Source organism: Peribacillus sp. NJ4 (assembly GCF_030348345.1).
In the GTDB taxonomy this organism is placed as follows: domain Bacteria; phylum Bacillota; class Bacilli; order Bacillales; family DSM-1321; genus Peribacillus.
Map to the genome: position 1 here is coordinate 3,116,426 of NZ_JAUCFQ010000001.1, position 20,334 is coordinate 3,136,759.

Annotated in this window: 21 protein-coding genes and 2 riboswitches; of the genes, 4 read left to right on the forward strand and 17 right to left on the reverse strand. The window is 42.6% G+C overall.

Going from position 1 to position 20,334, the window contains the following annotated elements:
• Positions 1-4: 4 nt before the first annotated feature.
• From QUF94_RS15510 to QUF94_RS15575, 14 genes are read right to left on the reverse strand one after another with little or no spacing between them, the layout of a single operon-like run.
• On the reverse strand, positions 5-541 hold the full coding sequence (locus QUF94_RS15510; protein ID WP_289318400.1) for a cob(I)yrinic acid a,c-diamide adenosyltransferase: 537 nt from the start codon (positions 539-541) through the stop codon (positions 5-7).
• A 14-nt stretch (positions 542-555) separates the two neighbouring features.
• Positions 556-1,119 (reverse strand): nitroreductase family protein, encoded by a 564-nt coding sequence (locus tag QUF94_RS15515; RefSeq protein WP_289316643.1) that lies wholly within the window; start codon positions 1,117-1,119, stop codon positions 556-558.
• Positions 1,098-1,907, reverse strand: coding sequence for a uroporphyrinogen-III C-methyltransferase (cobA, locus tag QUF94_RS15520; RefSeq protein WP_289316644.1), 810 nt, complete (start codon positions 1,905-1,907; stop codon positions 1,098-1,100). Before cobA ends, QUF94_RS15515 begins: the two co-directional genes overlap by 22 nt.
• A 13-nt stretch (positions 1,908-1,920) precedes the next feature.
• Positions 1,921-3,336 (reverse strand): cobyrinic acid a,c-diamide synthase CobB, encoded by a 1,416-nt coding sequence (locus tag QUF94_RS15525; RefSeq protein ID WP_289316645.1) that lies wholly within the window; start codon positions 3,334-3,336, stop codon positions 1,921-1,923.
• 16 nt (positions 3,337-3,352) lie between these two features.
• The gene (locus QUF94_RS15530) at positions 3,353-4,477 is read right to left on the reverse strand and encodes a cobalt-precorrin 5A hydrolase (RefSeq protein WP_289316646.1); all 1,125 of its coding nucleotides are present in this window, start codon (positions 4,475-4,477) and stop codon (positions 3,353-3,355) included.
• Positions 4,474-5,250 carry a precorrin-4 C(11)-methyltransferase gene (cobM, locus tag QUF94_RS15535; RefSeq protein ID WP_289316647.1) on the reverse strand — a complete coding sequence of 259 codons (777 nt, stop codon included), beginning with the start codon at positions 5,248-5,250 and terminating at the stop codon, positions 4,474-4,476. The genes QUF94_RS15530 and cobM overlap by 4 nt, the downstream gene beginning before the upstream one ends.
• Positions 5,247-5,954, reverse strand: coding sequence for a precorrin-2 C(20)-methyltransferase (gene cobI, locus QUF94_RS15540; protein WP_289316648.1), 708 nt, complete (start codon positions 5,952-5,954; stop codon positions 5,247-5,249). Before cobI ends, cobM begins: the two co-directional genes overlap by 4 nt.
• Positions 5,947-7,161: a precorrin-6y C5,15-methyltransferase (decarboxylating) subunit CbiE gene (gene cbiE / locus QUF94_RS15545; RefSeq protein ID WP_289316649.1), complete on the reverse strand. Its 1,215-nt coding sequence runs from the start codon at positions 7,159-7,161 to the stop codon at positions 5,947-5,949. Before cbiE ends, cobI begins: the two co-directional genes overlap by 8 nt.
• Positions 7,124-8,257, reverse strand: coding sequence for a cobalt-precorrin-5B (C(1))-methyltransferase (locus tag QUF94_RS15550; RefSeq protein WP_289316650.1), 1,134 nt, complete (start codon positions 8,255-8,257; stop codon positions 7,124-7,126). Before QUF94_RS15550 ends, cbiE begins: the two co-directional genes overlap by 38 nt.
• A gap of 5 nt (positions 8,258-8,262) precedes the next feature.
• Complete coding sequence (locus QUF94_RS15555) at positions 8,263-8,910, reverse strand: precorrin-8X methylmutase (RefSeq protein WP_230156409.1); 648 nt, start codon at positions 8,908-8,910, stop codon at positions 8,263-8,265.
• A 15-nt stretch (positions 8,911-8,925) separates the two neighbouring features.
• Positions 8,926-9,693 carry a precorrin-6A reductase gene (cobK, locus tag QUF94_RS15560; protein ID WP_289316651.1) on the reverse strand — a complete coding sequence of 256 codons (768 nt, stop codon included), beginning with the start codon at positions 9,691-9,693 and terminating at the stop codon, positions 8,926-8,928.
• Complete coding sequence (locus QUF94_RS15565; protein ID WP_289316652.1) at positions 9,690-10,649, reverse strand: sirohydrochlorin chelatase; 960 nt, start codon at positions 10,647-10,649, stop codon at positions 9,690-9,692. The genes cobK and QUF94_RS15565 overlap by 4 nt, the downstream gene beginning before the upstream one ends.
• 18 nt (positions 10,650-10,667) lie before the next feature.
• Complete coding sequence (gene cobJ, locus QUF94_RS15570; protein ID WP_289316653.1) at positions 10,668-12,323, reverse strand: precorrin-3B C(17)-methyltransferase; 1,656 nt, start codon at positions 12,321-12,323, stop codon at positions 10,668-10,670.
• 14 nt (positions 12,324-12,337) lie between these two features.
• Positions 12,338-12,706 carry a (2Fe-2S) ferredoxin domain-containing protein gene (locus tag QUF94_RS15575; RefSeq protein WP_289316654.1) on the reverse strand — a complete coding sequence of 123 codons (369 nt, stop codon included), beginning with the start codon at positions 12,704-12,706 and terminating at the stop codon, positions 12,338-12,340.
• A 149-nt stretch (positions 12,707-12,855) separates the two neighbouring features.
• Positions 12,856-13,045: riboswitch (cobalamin riboswitch) on the reverse strand.
• 203 nt (positions 13,046-13,248) lie between these two features.
• A riboswitch (cobalamin riboswitch) is annotated at positions 13,249-13,444 on the forward strand.
• Between the two features lie 175 nt (positions 13,445-13,619).
• Between QUF94_RS15575 and QUF94_RS15580 the strand changes: the two genes are divergently transcribed.
• From QUF94_RS15580 to QUF94_RS15595, 4 genes are read left to right on the forward strand one after another with little or no spacing between them, the layout of a single operon-like run.
• On the forward strand, positions 13,620-14,363 hold the full coding sequence (locus QUF94_RS15580; RefSeq protein ID WP_289316655.1) for an energy-coupling factor ABC transporter permease: 744 nt from the start codon (positions 13,620-13,622) through the stop codon (positions 14,361-14,363).
• 1 nt (position 14,364) lies between these two features.
• A complete protein-coding gene (locus QUF94_RS15585) occupies positions 14,365-14,676 on the forward strand; it encodes an energy-coupling factor ABC transporter substrate-binding protein (protein WP_289316656.1) in 312 nt (103 codons plus the stop codon).
• Positions 14,663-15,439 carry a cobalt ECF transporter T component CbiQ gene (gene cbiQ, locus QUF94_RS15590; RefSeq protein ID WP_289316657.1) on the forward strand — a complete coding sequence of 259 codons (777 nt, stop codon included), beginning with the start codon at positions 14,663-14,665 and terminating at the stop codon, positions 15,437-15,439. Before QUF94_RS15585 ends, cbiQ begins: the two co-directional genes overlap by 14 nt.
• An 18-nt stretch (positions 15,440-15,457) precedes the next feature.
• A complete protein-coding gene (locus tag QUF94_RS15595; protein WP_289316658.1) occupies positions 15,458-16,303 on the forward strand; it encodes an energy-coupling factor ABC transporter ATP-binding protein in 846 nt (281 codons plus the stop codon).
• A gap of 102 nt (positions 16,304-16,405) precedes the next feature.
• On the opposite strand, the gene QUF94_RS15600 is transcribed toward QUF94_RS15595, so the two are convergent.
• The 3 genes from QUF94_RS15600 to QUF94_RS15610 all read right to left on the reverse strand — a co-directional run bounded on the left by QUF94_RS15600 (position 16,406) and on the right by QUF94_RS15610 (position 20,312).
• Entirely contained in the window at positions 16,406-16,627 is a 222-nt protein-coding gene (locus tag QUF94_RS15600; RefSeq protein ID WP_289316659.1) for a YozQ family protein, read from the reverse strand.
• Positions 16,628-16,842: 215 nt separating this feature from the next.
• The gene (locus tag QUF94_RS15605) at positions 16,843-18,270 is read right to left on the reverse strand and encodes an alanine/glycine:cation symporter family protein (RefSeq protein WP_230156425.1); all 1,428 of its coding nucleotides are present in this window, start codon (positions 18,268-18,270) and stop codon (positions 16,843-16,845) included.
• 467 nt (positions 18,271-18,737) lie between these two features.
• On the reverse strand, positions 18,738-20,312 hold the full coding sequence (locus tag QUF94_RS15610) for a class I adenylate-forming enzyme family protein (RefSeq protein WP_289316660.1): 1,575 nt from the start codon (positions 20,310-20,312) through the stop codon (positions 18,738-18,740).
• Positions 20,313-20,334 lie beyond the last annotated feature (22 nt).

Genomic DNA, 20,334 nt, shown 5'->3' on the forward strand with positions numbered 1-20,334 from the left:
CCCCCTAAAACTCTAATCCTTTGACAGCACCGATACCCTCGTCATAATAATGCTTGGTCGCCTCAATGGATGAAACCAAATCCGCCATTTCCATAAGCTCTTGCTTGGCATCCCTACCGGTAATGACTAAATGCATATGAGCGGGACGATTACGAATCGCATCGATGATTTCAGCCAATGGCAAGACATCTTCTATCGGGAATTTGGAGATGGCTAACGCATTGTTCAACTCATCCAGAACAAGTAAATCAATGTCCGGATCACTAAGGGCCTGTTTCGCCTTTTCCCAAGCTAACTGTAATGCGCTGCGATGCGCTTCTGGTGTTTTGGTCCATGTAAAACCAATACCTAGTTGTTCCATTTCAACTCCTAATTTCTTTAAAGCCAATGCTTCCCCATATGTACGCTCTGGAGATTTTATGAACTGAAGAAATTTGACATTCATTCCTCTGCCGATCGCCCTTAAAGTCACCCCTAATGAGGCAGTTGTCTTCCCTTTCCCATTTCCCGTATAAATAAGGAATAATCCTCTGCGTGCCACTAACTCACCTACCTTCATAGCCATACTGTTTTCTCTATGTATGAAGTCCTTTTAGTAGCAGGAGCTGGTTGATCGGCTTTAGGGTATCCGACAAAAATGGTGCCGATCACTTTTTTATTTTCAGGTGTACCGATGAAACCGTGCAGGCGTTCATCCCTGACAAGACCCACTCCCCTAGTGCGCCAAACGAATCCAAGACCAAGTTCTTTTGCAGCAAGCCACATCGAATGGACGGCACAACAAGAAGCAAAAACATTGTCTTCGGATGAATCCGGATCGTCAGGCAATATATCGGAAGTCACGACAATGATAAGCGGTGTCGTCTTTACGACTTCCAGTGAACTATCAATCAATTTTGGTTTGGTCGGGAAGCGTTCATGTAAATACTTTTCTGCCAATCTTTCATAACGTTGTTTCGCTTCTCCCTTGATCACATAAAAACTCCAAGGTTCACGTAAACGGTCATTAGGGGCATAGGTAGCCGCTTCCAATAACTGCCTTATTTTTTGGTCTTCTACTTCTTTTTCTTCGTAATTCCTTATTGCCCTGCGTTCCTTCAATTCTTGAATGATGGACATTCCGACTCATTCCCTTCAAAAGTGGACTCTGATTCAATCACTCTTTCAAACCATTGGATTTTCTCCCTTAATTGGACGACATCGCCTACTAGAAAGATTGACGGATTTTGAATTTCCTCTTTTATAGCCAGCAAAGAAATCGAACTCAATGTACCGGTAATCGTCCTCTGTTTATCTGTCGTACCCCATTCGATGACAGCCACTGGCGTTTTACCGTCCCTGCCATGCTCCATCAATTTTTCACAGATAAACGGCATATTACCTATTCCCATATAAAAAGCGATGGTATCGATTCCTTGGGCCAATGCCTGCCAATTCAGGTTATCCTGCCCCTTGTAATCACGGCCATGTCCTGTCACAATGGCATAACTTGAGGCATGTTCACGGTGGGTAACCGGGATGCCCGCATAAGCCGGAGCTGCGATTCCCGCTGTGATTCCTGGGACGATATCAAATTCAATTCCGTTAGCAGCCAGTATCTCTGCTTCCTCACCGCCCCGACCAAAGACAAATGGATCTCCACCTTTTAGACGAGTGACGTTTTTCCCCTGTAAGGCTTTTTCCACTAAAAGTTCATGTATTTCATTTTGAATGAGATGATGTTTCCCTGGTGATTTTCCGCAATATACCAGTTCTGCATTTTCTTTTGCATAGGTTAATAGTTCTGGATTGACAAGCCTGTCATATGCAATGACATCCGCCTTTTGGATACATTCCAGCCCATATACCGTAATCAGTTTCGGATCTCCGGGACCCGCACCGACCAGATGTACTTTTCCCGGTTTCATGCTTGCGCCTCCTCTAATCTTCAAAAAATATCTTTTCCATGTTGATGGTTTCTTGTGTGAATCTGTTTTTTTGTTTTAAGCAAGCATTGATCCAGTTCTTTGCCAGTATTGGATTGGAAGCAAAATGAAAGTGAGTATACCCTGCAACAAGGTTACCTAATATACACCCCTCTTGTTTGGAACCGAATCTGCCTTTGGCTTCGTAAGCATGTGTAAGATCATCATCCGCTTCAAATGTCGAGTAGTGGAATTCATGGCCTTTTGCCTGTTCAGTTTCACTGATCAAAAAATTGCTTGAAGTTCCTGTAATTTCACGATACCCAAGTGCCGCAAGTTTTTTCTGCATTTTAATCCTGCCTGGTATCATTCCTGCCATCTGATGCGTTTCTCCTGAAGTTGTTTCAATCGATTTGCTCAAAAACATGAAACCCCCACATTCCGCCAGGGTCGGCATCCCCTTTTCAATGGAGGTTCTGATGGATCTGATAGCACCCACGTTCCCGGAAAGTTCATCCGCAAATTCCTCAGGAAAACCGCCTCCAAGGTATAAGCCATCCGCATCCAATGGAACTTCTTCCCCTTTTAATGGAGAAAAATACTTGATGTTCGCCCCATATGCTTCAAGCAACTCAAGGTTTTCCTGATAATAGAAATTGAAGGCTGCATCTTTTGCGACAGCAATGCACACGTCCTTTTCATTTTGGGGTTGAAATATATTTGAGTTTCCACTGGAAACTGCCCTTGTCTTTGACAAACGGTATAACTGATCGATATCGATCGTTTCCATGACCAATTGTGCAAGCTTATCGAAAAACGGGTTAAGTTCACCGCGTTCAATTGCAGGAATCAAGCCCAAATGACGGCTAGGAATATCAATATCCATTTCCCGTTTCATATATCCCAGCACCGGTACATCGCATTCTTGCTCAATGGCTGATTTGACGATTTTGTAATGGCCTACACTTCCCACTTGATTGGCAATGACCCCAATGATGTTCGGACCAGTCGAAAAGTCCTGAAATCCTTTTACGATGGCAGCCGCACTCCGTGCCATGCTGGCACAATTGACTACCAACAAGACAGGGCTTTGCGTGATGACGCTGATTTCAGCGGTCGATCCTGTATTGGATAAAGGACTTTTGCCATCGAAAAAGCCCATGACTCCTTCGATGATCGATATATCAGCTCCAGTAGCTGCTTTGTTAAGAATTTCCTTGACGGTGTCATGTTCGAACATCCAACTATCAAGATTACGTGAAATTCGTCCTGTAACTGCGGTATGATAGGTTGGATCAATATAGTCAGGACCACATTTGAACCCTTGAACCGTATAGCCTTTCTTCTGAAGGGCTGCCATGATTCCGATGGTCAATGTCGTTTTTCCGACACCGCTTCCGGTACCGGCAATTACCAATCTTCTATCGTTCATATAGGTTTCTGCCTCCTTAAAAAGGAATGATCCCAACTGATATGGTTACGTTCCCCGATTTTTTCTTAACCAGTTCCAATTGTTCGGCTTTCGTATAAATCCTGACAGCCGGTTCACTCACACCATATGCACCTGTATATTTAAATACTGTATCGGATGGCGCTTCGATCTGAGCTTGATTAAGCTCTTCCGGTTCATAATAAACAAATTCCCAGCCATATTTTTTAACAACTTCAATTAAGCCAATTTCGTCTTTCTTTAAGGAAATGGTACAGATCGCTTTAACGCTTTTTAAGGAAAACGATAATTCCGCTAGTGTTTCTTCAATCACCTGCTCAATTTCGGCAGCCGCTGTTCCTCTATTGCACCCGATACCGAGAGCAATGACTTGAGGGCGGTAGACGATCCCATTTTCCAAGATTTTCTTTTCCGACTGGCTAAGCATGCGGTGAGTCACGACCAGGGCTGCTTGTGGCTTTGCTTGAAGCGCTTCTTCAATGGACGGGTATACGATTATCCGTTCAGGTAATGCCGTTTCATACGACCACCAGTTCCGTTCACCTGACTCCTGTACAACGGCAACATGCTCTTCATTTACAACCGACGCACTTACTGGCGTCAATTTTTCTGCAGAATCCCAAACCCAGCCAAAACGCTGGCCGAATAAGTCGACAGGAATCGTTTTTTGTACATCCGAAGCCGTAGTGATTATAGCTTTTGCGTCAAGGGCAGCAGCAACTTCCTTAGTCAGTTCATTTGCTCCCCCAAGATGCCCTGACAGTACACTGATGACATTTTCCCCTTTGTCATCAATGACAACCACACCTGGATCCGTTTTCTTATCCTTCAAAATTGGTGCAATCATCCGCACGACTGCACCGAGTGAAATAATTAAAATGATTCCTTTATATTCCTTGAATAAAGCTGGTAAAAGCATACGGACACTTCCCGAAAAAAGCTGGATCTGTTTATGCTCTTCGTCCCCTTTTTCAAATTTGCTCATGTAATAAAGATCGGAATTCGAAAAAACGGTATGTAATTTTCGTGCCAGCTCGACACCATGCTTTGTAATCGCCACGATCGCATAAGTATGTGACCGTTTAATGGGAGCAAGTTCCTCTTCCTTCAATTCAATGATCATGGCTTAACACCTTTTCTGAAACCGTGGGTAAAACTCGCATCATATAGTTTGGAACGGTATTCATCTTTATCATGGATAGTAGGGTCTAACGCCCATCCAGCCAAAATCATTGCATGCTTGCGGATACCATTTTTACGCATATCATCATCTAAATTCACTAAAGTGGTACGGACGATTTTTTGGTCCGGCCATGTTGCCCGTTGAATGACTGCGACCGGAGTATCATCCTGCCAACCGGCTGCCTGGAGTTCTTTAACGATTTTTTTAGTCAAGGTCGCACTCAAGAAGAGGGCAATCGTACAGTGATGACTAGCCAAATCACGTAACTTCTCAAATTCCGGAACAGGCGTACGTCCTTCAGCCCTCGTCAATATGAGTGTCTGGGTTAAATCCGGGATAGTCAGCTCTGCTCCTATTGCCGCTGCCGAGGCGAACACCGAACTTACGCCAGGGATCACCTCATAACCAATACCTTCTTTCTTCAATAGGACAATTTGTTCCATGATTGCGCCGTACATGGCAGGATCCCCTGTATGGATCCTGGCAACCAGCTTTCCTTCTTTAACTCGATCAACCATAATGCCAACAATTTCTTCCAAATGCATTCCAGCCGTTTTTAGCACCTCGGCATCCGGTTTTGCCTTAGCAATCAATTCCTCATTCACTAATGAATCCGTATATAAAATCACATCCGCCGTTTGAAGAATGTTCAATCCTTTTACAGTAATCAAATCCGGATCTCCTGGGCCAGCACCTACGATAAATATCTTCATTTTCTCACCACCATCAATGTTAAGTATTCTAGTTCAAGTCCTTCCAATTCACTCACTTTCCAAATCACTTCTTCATCGGATGTGACTTTGGTAACGACCGAGGCCTTTTCAAGCAAGTCTAAATCTTTTAAAACAGTAATCATTAAATCGATGACTTTTGCCACTTTAATGAACACCACGGCATCATGATCTTCAATTGCCTTCTTCATCGCTTCATAATCATCCCTTGCCGGAACAATCGCGACATGATCATCACCATCCGCCAAAGCGATGCCCAACCTTGACGCCGATCCATTAAACGAAGAAATACCCGGGACTGTCTTGATTTCGACTTCGGGATGCAGCTCCTGCATCAATTTCATCATATGTATGAACGTACTATATAAAAGAGGATCACCTTCCGTAACGAAAGCGACATCTTTTCCTTCGTATAACTTTTGCCAAACCTTTTCAACCGTTCCGTTCCATTCCCGATCCAAAATCGCTTGATCTTTCGTCATCGGGAAAACAAGGCCCAGCATATCCTTCTCTTCAGGACGGATGTAAACTTCAACGATGCGGTGGGCGTAGCTTTTACTGCCTTTTCTTTTTTTGGGATATGCAATGACCGGAGATTCCTGAATCACGCGAAATGCCTTTACTGTAATTAGCTCTGGATCGCCCGGGCCAACGCCAAGGCCATATAATGTACCAAGATTACTCATTCATGTCTTCCTTTCTTTGTGCAGTAATGATATAAACCGGATTAAGTGGTACAAATCTGTTCATTCCCAATATTGGCTTACTTCGGGAAATTTGCGCATGCATGATGGAAGTGTGAAAACCAGCTTCCGCAAATGCCTCATTAGCCCGGTAAAGATTCTCAATCGTTGCAGCATTTAGAACGATCCTGCCGCCCTCTTTTAGCCGTTTACAGCAAGTATTGATTAGATCTACCATTTCGCCGCCAGTCCCCCCAATAAAGATCGCATCAGGATCTGGAAAAGTTTCCAATCCTTGCGGAGCTTTACCATGAATGGCTGTTATATCGGTACGGAATTTACGTTGGTTTTGATAACAGTTTTCTAAGTCAGGCTCATTTTTTTCAATTGCGAAGATTTGTCCTTCGGATGCAAGCTTAGCCGCTTCAATTGCCATTGACCCCGTACACGTCCCAACATCCCAAACTATGCTGTTTTTTCTGAGCGTCAGCGCATGCAGGCTTAATACTCTAATTTCCTTTTTGGTTATGAGTCCTTTATCCGGCTTACGTTGTGAAAATTCTTCATCTTCTATGCCTAAAGACCAACTTGGACCTTCAGATTTTCTTTTCAAAATGACCACATTCAACGGGGAGAATTCCCGCTCCATCATTTCCTCAAGTTCATACCAGCCTGAGTTTTCAGTTTCTCCTTGAAGATTTTCAGCCACGAATGCCCGATATTCAGTCATTCCGAATGAAAGGAGATATTTAGCCAGTTGGTTGGGAGTATTTTCGATGTCAGTAAGCAAGGCAACTTTCGCTTTCCCATCAATCCTTTGGGCCAGCCCTTTCATACTGCGGCCATGAACACTAACTAGAAAAGCATCTTGCCAGCTTTCACCCATTTTTGCAAAAGCAAGCTGAATGGAACTGAAATATGGGTAAACCTCCATGTTGATTTTGCTGGAAAGATAGCCTCCCATTCCATAAAACAATGGGTCACCGGAAGCCAAGACAACAGTTGGACGAGTTTCATCCTGCAGTTGTTCTACCACTTTTTTCAAACCGCCCTTTATGACAATCTTCTTGCCAGAATAGTTCGGAAAGAAGGACAAGACCCTCTCACCCCCGACCAGCACTTCACTTTCTTCTATCCATTGGGCATATTGAGGCAGTAAGCTTTCCTGACCGTTATCCCCTATCCCGATTAATTTCATCGATTGACTCAATTCCAACAGCCCTTCCCAGTAATTGTCCTTTCAACGAATAAATCGCCGTTTCCATTTCAATGCCACCCTTCACTTGCTTTATAGCAGAGTGACAGCAGGATTCACATAGTTTATTAAAAAAATCAAAATTATTGATTGCTGACATCATATCCCCGACTTGTGACGCTGTATTTGCATTCTTGATTTCAAGAACAAGATCATCTTCAGCTCCGACGCTTTGGGCTATTTCCGATAGAAAACCGAAGTCGACCGGAGCGCTTTTTGAATGCACCATCATCACACCTTGGGCAACTTTGGAAAATTTCCCCATCATACCGATCAGTGATACCTTTTTAATTCCCTGCCTTTTACATTGCTTAAGTGAGAAGCCTACAAAATCACCCATTTCAATAAAGGCTTCCTCAGGTAAATCCTGAAGAAGGCCCATTGCATACTTTTCACTGCGCCCGCCAGTGGTTAAGACAAGATGCTCACACCCACTCGCCTTGGCGACACTGATAGCCTGGATGATACTTGCCATATAGGCGGAACTGGAAAAAGGGACGACGGTGCCCCTTGTTCCCAAAATGGAAATGCCTCCTACAATCCCAAGGCGGCCATTTAATGTTTTTTTCGCTATTTCTTCACCTGCAGGCACGGAGATAACGACTTTCACTCCTCTATTAATCTTAAATTCTTCCAAGGTTTGTTGCACAGTGGTTAATATCATTTTGCGCGGTACAGGATTAATGGCCGCTTCCCCTACAGGAACGGGAAGCCCGGGTTTGGTCACTCGCCCCACACCAATCCCTCCATCCAAGATGATCCCAGGTGCATCCGACCAGCTGACAGTAGAAATGATATGTGCTAAATGGGTGGCATCTGGATCATCTCCGGCATCTTTAATCGTTTCTGCACTAACCGAATTTTCCGATATATCATATCTCTCAATGGTGAAAGTGGCATCACGGCCGATAGGCAAGGAAATCGTAGCCTCCTCAAGGGCATCCCCCGTTATCAAAGCGGTCAATGCCGCTTTAGTCACGGCTGTCGAACATGCCCCCGTCGTATACCCATGGCGCATTTGTGAGGGATCCTTTTTTACTTTCTTTTCCATGTTTATTAACTATCAGCTAAAAGGGAAATTGCGTTCAATGCTGCAACCGTGACAGTACTTCCACCTTTTCGGCCAATATTCGTAATGAATGGCACTTCTGTGATCTTAGCCAGTTCCTCTTTCGATTCCGCTGCAGAAACGAACCCAACAGGCATTCCAATAATTAAGTCCGGCTTTGCAATCCCTTCTTTAATAAGGCGAATGAGCTCAAGTAAAGCTGTAGGTGCATTGCCAATGGCATAAATGCCCCCTTCATTTTCCTTTACGGCTTTTTGCATCGAAATGATCGCTCTTGTCGTATTCAAACGTTTTGCTTCGACCATCACATCTGGATCTGAAATGTAGCAATGAACGTCCCCGCCGTGTTTTTGAAATCTTTTTTTGCCTGTACCGCTCTCGATCATTTGCACATCCGCAATGACATGTCTCCCTTTGCGAATGGCTTCCACACCAGCTTGAATGGCATTTGGATGGACGATGACACTTCTTCCCAATTCAAAATCAGCTGAAGCATGAATGACCCGGCGGACGATCTTCCATTCATCCTCAGAAAAATCATGATCGCCCATTTCTTCAGCTATCATTGAAAAACTATAATCATATATTTTGTCTGGATCTACCGTTAGTGGTTTGAAATCCGTTTTAAAATCCATCTTGCATTCCTCCTATTATTTATTCAACTGATTATTCAACTCGGCAATGACATGATCAAAACTGGAATGAACATTTAGATAGTCAACATCTGGCCTTGATATCATAATCGTCTCTATTCCACATTCCAACGCGGCTTCCAATTTCTCATCAACCGCACCGACCTTGCCACTTTCTTTCGTTATCATCAATGTGACGCCATACTGTTTATATAGGGCTTTATTTAATTCTTTGGAAAATGGACCTTGAATCGCAACGATATTTTTTTGTTCAATGCCTAGCTGCGCACATTTTTCCATATTATCCATGCGTGGCAGCATTCTTGCTATGACTCTGGTATTCTCGAGCCCTACCAATTCTTTTGCGAACACCGCTAGGGTTTTACTTCCGGTCGTGAGCATGATGACTCCCCGTTTTGCAGCAGCCAGCTTGGCAGCTTCCTCATAATCACGGACAACTATCAATTTGTCATTCTGAAACCGTTGGCTTTCACGCTCATAACGAATATAAGGAACATTTGCTGCCTTTGCTCCGTTAAGAGCGTTTTTGGATGCTTCTTCCGCAAATGGGTGACTTGCATCAACTACAGCCTGAAAACCTTTTTCAGAGATTAAAGAGGTCATATCCTCTGCAGTTAATCGGCCAATCCGGGTGGATATCCCTGCATCTTGCAAACTCTTCGCCGCCGACTCGGTTACAACAGTTGCCAAAACCTTGAATCCCACCTGCTGCATCTCAATCGCTAATTCCCGCGCATCACTTGTACCCGCCAAGAACAAAATCATTTTGACGTACCCACCTCTTGCCCATCGTGCTGATGGTCGTGGTCATGATGGTCATGGTCGTGATGGTCGTGATGGTCGTGGTCGTGATGGTCGTGATGGTCGTGATGGTCGTGGTCGTGATGGTCGTGATGGTGATGATGGTGGGCATGTCCATGTTCCTCGACATATTTTCGATAGTTTTCCAAATCACGTGCCCCACTTGATCTGCCTTCACTAGCTTCAATTACTCGTTCTTGCAGAATGTTCTGTAAGGTTGGATGATACCCAAAATACTTCGCCAAAATAAATTCCCGATCAAGATATTGCTCTTGATAGCCTTTCAGCATATCCTCCATTCTTTCCATTAACACCCCCGTGAAGAGGAAATATGGCAGCATCACTATTTTTTTTGCCCCCAACCGGATGCATCGTTCAATGCCTTCATCAACATGCGGGTCCGTTACACCCATGAACGCTGTTTCGACCCATTTAACGTTTAATTTTTCCCATAATAATCGTGAAATTTTATATATATCACTATTTGCATCAGCATCACTGCCCCCTCGGCCAATTAGCAATATTGCTGTCTCAGCCTGTTCCGAGGATGTATCGAAGCCGGCTTCCTCAAGTCGGTCTGTCAGGATCGTCAATACATCATGGTGGACCCCGATCGTTTGTCCATATGTGAATTTCACTTCTGGATATTTGGTTTTCCCATCCTCTATTTCAGCTGGGATATGTAATTTCGAATGTCCTGCATGCAACAAAATGATCGGTATGACGATAACTTCCGTAGCCCCTCGTTTTACACAATTATCAATGCCTTTTGATATATTCGGTGTCGCAAATTCCAGGAAGCACGTTTCTACCAAAAAACTGTCATCCATTGCCGGAATCATATTTTTAATAAAATGAACGACTTCTTCGTTTCCCGAAGCCAGGCGGCTTCCGTGTCCTACAAACAAAACTGCTTTCATTTACTTTCCCCCTCTTGATTAGTCTTCACAAGGCGCAGGCTCTATGTTTATTTTGGGAGCAATGTCCTGATAAGAAAAATTCTGTATCTTTTTTGAACGTTTGAAGTATTTAAAAAGCCGCTCATTTGGATGGGCATTTTGCTTATACTCCCCGACAATGTCCGTAATCAATTCAACAAGCCGTTCCGGTTCAATGCCTTCAGCTACCGGCTGACCTGGATGGGCCGTTCTTCCAACCGGTTTAGCTCCAAGAAATAAGTCGAACTTCCCTTTTCGGAAGACAATCCCGATGTCATCCATCACGGCACTATAACAAGCCATTCCACACCCATTAAATCCGATGTTCAGTTCCTTAGGCATTTTCATTCCGCCAAGCACCCGGTGTATTTCATCCGCATATGGTATGGATTCCGCTTTTTCACCATCACAGAAATCACAGGCTTTTAACGTCAGTACATCTCCAATCGGCGATAATAGAAAGTTTGCTGATTGCAATTTCCCCGTAATGACTTCCGCGTCCGTTGTCGGGATCTTTAAAACGATCTTATGATTTGGCGTGTATTCCATCGTTCCCTTTTCCCCGACAACTTCCGCAAGTGTCATCATTTGTTTGGGAGTGAATTGTTTATTTGCCACACCTGGACTTACGGCAAGTTCGAATACCGACTCCATTTTTTGCTGGACAATCGGCTTAATGGATTGCTGAACGGTTTGACCCTTCACTCTTGATAAGGCTTCCATTGCCATTTCAAAAGAAGTGGACTTCTTTTCTGGAGCTTTTGTAAGTAATCCAACTCCTCCAGCAGACTTCGTAGAGGTTTCTTGCATGGAATCGGCTTCTTGATCTAATGCCCACGGTTCCGCTTCTTTTTGCAGACGCTGATGCGGCTTCAATGTTTGCTTTTCCGAATTCAATGTATATTTCCTCTGATAGCCTCTTGGTGTGATTATTTTGTCATCGTATAAAAAAGTGGATGAATTACCGATAATGACGGTGGTCAACATTCCAATATCGTGATTCAACATATCTTTCAAATTGGTTATGACAATATCCTGCCGATCGCGATAAGCACTTTTCACCAACCCGACAGGTGTATCTGGCGAACGGTAGCGAAGGAGAATTTTCTGTGTTTCAACAATTTGCCTAGTCCGCCTGCCGCTGCGCGGATTATAAAGCGCAATGACAAAATCAGCCATTGCAGCTGCTTCCACCCTTTTAGCGATTAGGTCCCAAGGAGTTAAATGATCACTGAGGCTGATCGTACACGAATCGTGCATGACTGGTGCCCCAAGTAAAGACGCACAAGAGTTGATTGCAGAAATACCAGGAATGACTTCAATGCCCACTCCAGTTTCTTCTTTCCAACCTTTTTCAATCAATACTTCATAAACCAACCCTGCCATCCCGTACACTCCGGCATCCCCACTGGAAATGACAGCCACTTTTTTTCCCAACTCCGCTTGTTTTACTGCTTCCTGAGCACGTGATACCTCTTCAGTCATCCCCGTACTAATGATCGTTTGATCTGTAAGCAGTCCCTGAATGAGTTCAACATAAGTTTTATAACCAATGATGTAGTCACTTTCTTGAAGGGCTTCGACAGCACGTTTGGTAATGTGTTCAAAATTCCCTGGTCCAAAGCCCACGACGAATAATTTACCGTTTGTACTCATTAAGACATCTCCTTTTACGATTTGTTCTTTGAAATACCCGTATGAGCAGGAAAATCCGGATTAGGCGTCATTTCCCCATCACTGAATTGGTAGATCATCTGTGGAACATATTCCCCATCTTCGATATTGCTGACAATCTCCCGACCGAAATCAGGCGTATCCACTCTATACCATTTCCCTTGGGGATAGGCAATCACAACGCAGGCATCCTTACATCTTCCGTTACAGCGTGTCCTGGTTGTATGAATTTTCAAATCCAGTCCCTTTGAAGTAATTTCATCGCGAATCGCTTGAGTTACTTCTTCCCCGCCCTTTTTCATGCAACTGCTTCCATTGCAAATCAACAAATGCGTATTTGTACCCTTCAAGTTCCAAGTAGTCATCTTCTTCCTCCTGAGTTCAGGGAAAAGGCAAAATAAAAAACCTTAACATAAGAGTCAAGGTTTAAAAAACTATATGAATGAGGAGCCCTCCGCAAATATGCTGAATCTCCCAAAATCGTCATAGTCCTTCTACCTTTCCCTCCGAAAAGTATCATACAATTTCAAAAGCAGGTTTCCTGGCTTACGCTTCATTTTACTTTGTCCCTTCCCGGCTTTAAGCCAGTGGTTATCGACAAATTCATCAGCGTTTACAGTAGCGGGGGCTGCATCGGATTTTCACCGATTTCCCTATTATCCCTTGCATATTCACACAAGAGCACTTTTAAAATGAAATATTTGGTTTTATTATACAATTATAGCTAACCTTATCTATCATATAACAACTTTAGCAAAATTCAATAGTTTATTCCGACTGTTTAGAAAAGTTTAATAGTGTAAATCCAGCCATAAGCCTTTCCTCTCTGCATTCTTAGTCAAAAAAAAAAAAAGAGAGTGTAGCTGAAATTATTTCTTTATGGTACACTATACGAGAATTTTCGAAATAATTACATAAGTTTTATGGTGTTGAATTTCTCGGAATTCAGCTTAAAAGGGAAGCCGGTGAAAGTCCGGAGCGGTCCCGCCACTGTAAAGGGAAGTCCTATTACGTTAACATTAATCCACTGTCAAATGAGATGGGAAGGATGTAACGGGACGATGAACCTAAGCCAGGAGACCTGCCATGAAGCGTGAAACTGTTTCAACCTACGAGGATGGGTGTGCGGACCAGGTAGAATGACCCATATTGGTTTATGCTGCAAAATTCCTGTTCATTACGCACTTCTTTCTTTTGAGAGAAGTGCTTTTTATGTTGGGCGCCGCTTTTCTTCTAAAGTTTTGATCAGAAAAATTAAAGGTGTTGAAAGGAGAAAGAATGAAAAGAGTCAATTGGAAAATTCTTTATTTTGTCATTTTACTACTTCTTGTCCCAAAACGTGCGATGGCCATGCATATCATGGAGGGCTTTTTACCAATTGAATGGGCCATATTTTGGTGGGCCGTGACCCTTCCATTTCTAATCTTGGGTTACCGGTCCATTAGGTCCAAAGTAAGGGAAAACCCAGAAACAAAAATGATGCTCGGTCTATCGGGTGCATTCGTATTCATATTATCTGCCTTGAAGATCCCTTCCGTTACCGGAAGTTCTTCACACCCTACCGGAGTTGGTTTAGGTTCCATATTATTCGGGCCATTGGCCATGAGTGTCTTAGGCTCCATCGTTCTATTATTTCAAGCTGTTCTACTGGCTCACGGAGGATTGACGACATTAGGGGCCAATGCATTTTCCATGGCTGTATGCGGACCTTTCATTGCTTACTTTGTCTTCAAGGGCGCAACTAAATTGGGGTGGTCTTTTTCGCTGGCCGTTTTCTTGGCAGCTGCTTTTGGCGATTTAGGAACCTATGTGGTAACTTCCGTTCAACTTGCACTTGCTTTTCCATCCGAGGTAGGTGGATTCATGGCCTCATTCAATAAATTTACAGGAATATTTGCCCTGACCCAAATTCCCTTGGCAATCAGCGAGGGATTATTGACAGTGGTTGTGATGAATTTCCTGAAAAAATACAATCTAGGCGAATTGAAATTGCTGCGAGTTTTATCTAAGGAGGCCCGTTAACATGAAAAAAAGTTTATTGCTGCTTTTCCTGGTCGTCATTCTTGCCACCATACCGTTAATCACCCAGCAAGGAACGGAATTTGGCGGTGCCGACGGCGAAGCTGAAGAAGCCATCACTAAAATCCAGCCGGAATACAAGCCTTGGTTCAATAGTATTTGGGAGCCGCCAGGTGCAGAAACCGAGAGCTTATTATTTGCGCTGCAAGCTGCAATCGGAGCTGGTTTCATTGGATACTTCATTGGCGTAATGAGACAAAGGAAAAAACAAACCAAACAAGAAATGAACGAAAAATCGAAACATGTTACTCATTGATAAATATGCCTATTTCAATGGGCTAAAGGATGTACATCCGTTGGAAAAGATGATTTTTGCACTCTCCCTTATGCTGTTTTCGTTAACGGTAAGGGATTTGGCCGTTTCGCTCATCACTTTTATGGTGATGAGCGCTTTAATCCTTTTTGTGGCAAAAATCCCGCTTTCGTATTATCTGAAATTACTCTTATTACCAGGATTCTTTCTATTATCAGGCACACTTACCATCCTTTTTTCTATCTCCAGTACATTTACTTCGATGCCGAATATTTGGTGGTCCTGGAAAGTCGGAAATTGGCAAATTTTCATCAGCGATGGCAGCATTGGTACAGTGATCAATTTGATCACTGTCGTATTTAGCAGTATAAGCTGTTTATATTTCTTAACCTTGACTACACCCATTACCGTCATTCTATCCGTACTGCGAAAACTTAAAGTGCCTTCCTTATTGATCGATCTAATAGAATTGACCTATCGCTTCATCTTTATTTTTTTAGATACAGCTTTGGCCATCCACCTAGCACAAGCTTCACGACTGGGATATGGTTCGGTAAGGCAAGGCATTCGATCTCTCGGGTTACTAACCTCATCATTATTTTTGGGAGTATTCCAGCGCTCTGGGCAATTGACGATGGCCATGAACGCAAGAGGATATCAGGATAACCTTTCTTATATCGAGGATACTTACACCTTTTCCTCACGCAATTGGCTAATCGCCATTGTAATACTAGGAAGTTTAATCCTTATTTATGGATATATGTAAATTGGAGGCAATTCAAAAATGGAAGAGCATATCTTTAATATAGAGGGCCTCACGCATCAATATGCAGATGGGACGTTCGCGATAAAAGATCTTTCACTACTGATTCAACAAGGTAAAAAGATTGCATTATTAGGCAATAATGGAGCCGGCAAATCGACTCTATTCCTCCATTTAAATGGTCTTTTACAACCAACATCAGGAACAATCAGATTTAAAGGCAAGAAAATGAAATATGACCGTAAAGCATTATTATCATTACGAAAACAAGTCGGAATCGTTTTTCAAGATCCCGACTCCCAGCTTTTTTCAGCTAATGTTCAACAGGATATATCGTTTGGACCGATGAATTTAGGATGGGATAGAAATGTAGTCCAGGAGAAAGTGCAATGGGCGATGGATCAAACGGAAGTAACGGAAATGAAAGACAAACCTACCCATTTTTTGAGCTTAGGGCAAAAAAAACGTGTCGCCATTGCCGGGGTACTAGCCATGGAACCCGATGTCTGGCTCTTGGACGAGCCTACCGCTGGATTGGATCCTTATTTCTCCAGACAGATCATGGCTCTGTTGGACAGTATCCACCACCCAGACAAAACGATAATTCTATCAACTCATGATGTTAATTTAGCCTATCAATGGGCTGATGAAGTCGTTGTCATGAACGATGGAAAGGTCATATACCAAGGGGACCCTGTATCCGTTTTTCATGATGAAGACATTTTGATGAAGGCTCATCTCGAGAAGCCGTGGGTTTTTGAAATGTTTCAAGCCCTTCTTCAATCAAGAATACCCGGAGAAAAGGAACTTGTCCCAAGAACGAAGGAAGAGTTGCTTCAAAAAATCGAGACAGAAAAAATTTATTAATTAAAATCCCTAGCTTGTTTCATCATTCAAAAAGCTAGGGGATTAAATCGTTGTATCCTTAAAATATCAGCCGGAAATTCTTGACCCTAACCAATAAACAAGTCATTTCCTTTCTTCCTCAGATCCCTCCTTTTTAATCTCGATATCCTTTCCGTTTACATCATCAATGACAGCTTTTATCTCGCCTTCCGCATAAGTATCCGAAACTTGTTCGTGGGTTGTGGCCAATCCAGAAGATAAAGTATCTTCCCGTTTATAGTCACTGGCATCATATGTTCTTCCTGCGATTTCTGAAGATTCATTTTTTGATTGCTTGCTATCCATTGTTTTCACTCCCATTTTTCAAATTGTCCAATCATCGATTGACAGCAGTAATAGAGACAAAGGTATTTTGTGTAAAAAACAAAGCAATATTCAATAATGATAAAAAAAGGAGTAAAAAAGGCTGACTCTACTTATTTTCAATCAATTGATTTCACAAAAAAAACTTACAAGCAAAATCCTTTTTCAAGGACTTTACATGTAAGCTTAATAAGAGGTTAGGCCTCCTTCTTCACATCCATATTATCGTTTGGGTCACCCCAACATTCCACATTCTTCAAACCTTTAATATTGTTCACATGGAAGACAGGATTTTTCCCACTTTTCTTTTGCTTTTGATAATCCGCCAGTGCAGCAAATGCAATCTTCCCTAGTAATGCTATGGCTATTAGGTTGATAATGGCCATAAGGGCCATCAGCAAGTCAGCAAGTCCCCAAACAAATTTCAGTGAGGCAAGCGAACCGAATATCACCATCCCTACAACTGCGATACGATAGATGTTTAACCAAACCTTATTTTCATTGATGAAGCCGATGTTCGACTCCCCATAATAATAGTTACCCACAATGGAACTAAAGGCGAATAACAGTACAATGATGGCAAGGAAAATACCAGCCCAAGATCCCAATGCGGTTCCAAGGGCATTCTGGGTAAGGACGATTCCATCCGTTTCCTTCGATGTATAAAGACCTGAAAACAAAATGATGAAGGCAGTCGAACTGCAAATGATGAGCGTATCGACAAAAACACCTAGAGACTGAATGAGACCTTGTTTGACAGGATGACTGACATCAGCTGTCGCGCCAGCATTAGGTGCACTCCCCATCCCGGCTTCGTTTGAAAACAAGCCGCGCTTGATTCCCTGCATCATGGCTGCTCCCAGTACTCCGCCAGCCACTTCTTTTATTCCATCGAATGCACTTTCAAAGATCAAAGCAAAGACACTCGGTAACTCGGTAATATTCATGATGATGATGATCAACGCCACTATCACATAGGCTCCTGCCATGATGGGAACGATGACTTCAGATACCTTTGCAATCATTTTTATCCCGCCAAAAATGATGACAGCCGTTACGATAGCCAGGATGATTGCCGTAACCCACTTTTCAATTCCAAATGATTCGTTGAATGCGCTTGTAATCGTATTGGCTTGTACCGAATTGAAAGCAAGTCCAAATGTAAGCGAAATCAACACAGCGAACGTGATCCCCATCCAACGGGCATTCAATGCTTTTTCCATATAATAGGCAGGACCGCCACGGAATGCATCCCCATCCTTGACCTTATAGATTTGAGCAAGTGTACTTTCAATAAAAGCCGAAGCAGCTCCGATCAGTGCTATTAACCACATCCAGAAAACGGCTCCCGGACCTCCCATCGTGATTGCGATGGCAACACCTGCAAGGTTACCCGTTCCTACCCGCGATGCCGTGCTTATGCAAAATGCCTGAAACGATGTCACACCTTTTTTATCAGCTGTGGCCCCTTCGCCCAATAGCCTGAACATTTCCCCTACCATTCGGAATTGGACAAACTTCGTGCGGACGGAAAAATAAAGACCCAATCCAATCAACATGATGATCAATATGGAAGACCATAACACATCATTTGTCTCACTAATAAATTTTTCTAACATCTCCATTAAAACAAACCCCTCTACTTAACTCTAAATATTATTTTAAAAACATATACAACTATAATTTATTTCCCGATTCATCAGGGAGATAAACAAATGAAGCCCATAAAAAAAGGAAATTCCAGAATGAATCTCCAATACAATAATATATTATATCCTAACTCACATTTTTTTTCATTCATGATTTGGTGGAATCAATCGAAAAAATATAATATTTCAATATCATTCTCTAATAATAATAATCTTTCTGACTCACTATATTTAACATTCACTACATCGTTAATTAAATTCCATTGTTATCCTTAATATTCAAAAAACACCTTAGATATAGTGCATAAAAGCCTCACACGTCCCGGTTCCAGGTTAACGTGCGAGGCTTATATTTGCATTCATCTGCTCTCTCTTATATTCTAGTTTGCTGTAGGTCTCAATGTTGAAATTAGGTCTTTTATAATATCCTTGTTCTACCTTTCCTAGATGGTTGGAATACCTTGTGCAAACATCTTTCTTAACTCTTTCTTATCAATTTTTCCAATCGGCGTTAATGGAAACTTATCAATAAAATAGGCTATTTTAGGAACCATATACTTAGAGGTTCTTTGTTTGCAGAAATCAATTAATTCCTCACTAGTACAGGTCAATCCTTCTCGCAGTGTTACCACGACACAAACTACTTCTCCCCAATCTGGATGGGGAACGCCTATGCAAGCACTTAATGCAACAGAAGGGTGCTGGTTCACCACTCGTTCCACTTCTGAAGAATATACATTCATCCCGCCTGTAATGATCATATCTTTCTTCCTATCTACAATATAAAGGTAACCGCTTTCATCCCATTTACCAATATCACCAGTGTAGAACCAACCATCACGGATGTATTCCTGAGTAAGATCAGGTCTTTGATAATAGCCTACCATCATTGCTGGTGATTTTACGATAATTTCTCCAAACTCGGATGGTTTTACATCATTTCCATCTTTATCAATCAGTCGAACTTCGGTAAAAATGCACGGTTTTCCACAGCTTTTCAAAATTTCCGAATTGTTATGAAAAGCCCATAAATGAGCGCTTTTCGATAATCTTGTAATGACAATATTACACTCTGTCATGCCGTATTGCTGGCGCATAATAGGCCCGAATACTTCAAAAGCTTCTTTAAGGCGCTTTTGTGAAATTGGTGACGCGCCATAGAAGATATTGCGCATGGAGCTCATATCATATTCCATCTTCTTTGTCTGATCAAGGAGTCTGTATAACATTGTCGGTACCATGAATGTCGTCGTAATTTTATGTTCCTTTATCGCCTGTATGAATGCTGCAGCGTCAAATGAGCCCATCACATAGACATGGACGCCCGAAACAAGGGATCTCCAAAGTAATGAACCGGCAGAATGCACAATTGGCGTACTTAGCAATACCCGGTCTCGGTCATCTAGCGGGTCTTCGATAGCCGCAGAAAGTATGGCGGCGCCGAGTCCTTTCTGGGAATGCATGACGCCTTTGGGTGTACCCGTAGTCCCGCCTGTGTATGACAGAAGGGCAATGTCTTTTGCTTCAGCTAATGGCAAGTCCATATTTTTTATTTCACCGGGCCATTGAAACTGTTCAAACTCCTCCGGATAATTAATATTAAATCCAGGAAGCCCAATGATATGGACACCATCCTTCTTCATTTCTTCTAAATACTCAAATAAGGTGTCAAAGTGTGTCTGCGTAGCTATTATGACCACTTCTGGTTTTGCTTCCTTTAAAATGAATTTTATTTCTCGTTTCCCCAGTTTTTCACTTAATGGCACTAGGGTAGCTCCACATTGCTGGATAGCCAAACCAAACATCACACTTTCCAAACTGTTTGGGATGATAGACGCTATGCGGACACCCCTTCCGGCACCCAAGCGAAGTAAATAAGAAGAGATAAGTTCTGTTTTTCTCCATAACTCTTCGTAAGTTATCGTTTCTCCGTTTGGCAACAAGGTAATGGCCGGCAGTTCTCCAAATCGTTTCATTCCTTTATTCAACAGTGACTGAAATGTCAACTTATTCAGCATAGATCATTTCCTCCCTCGATAA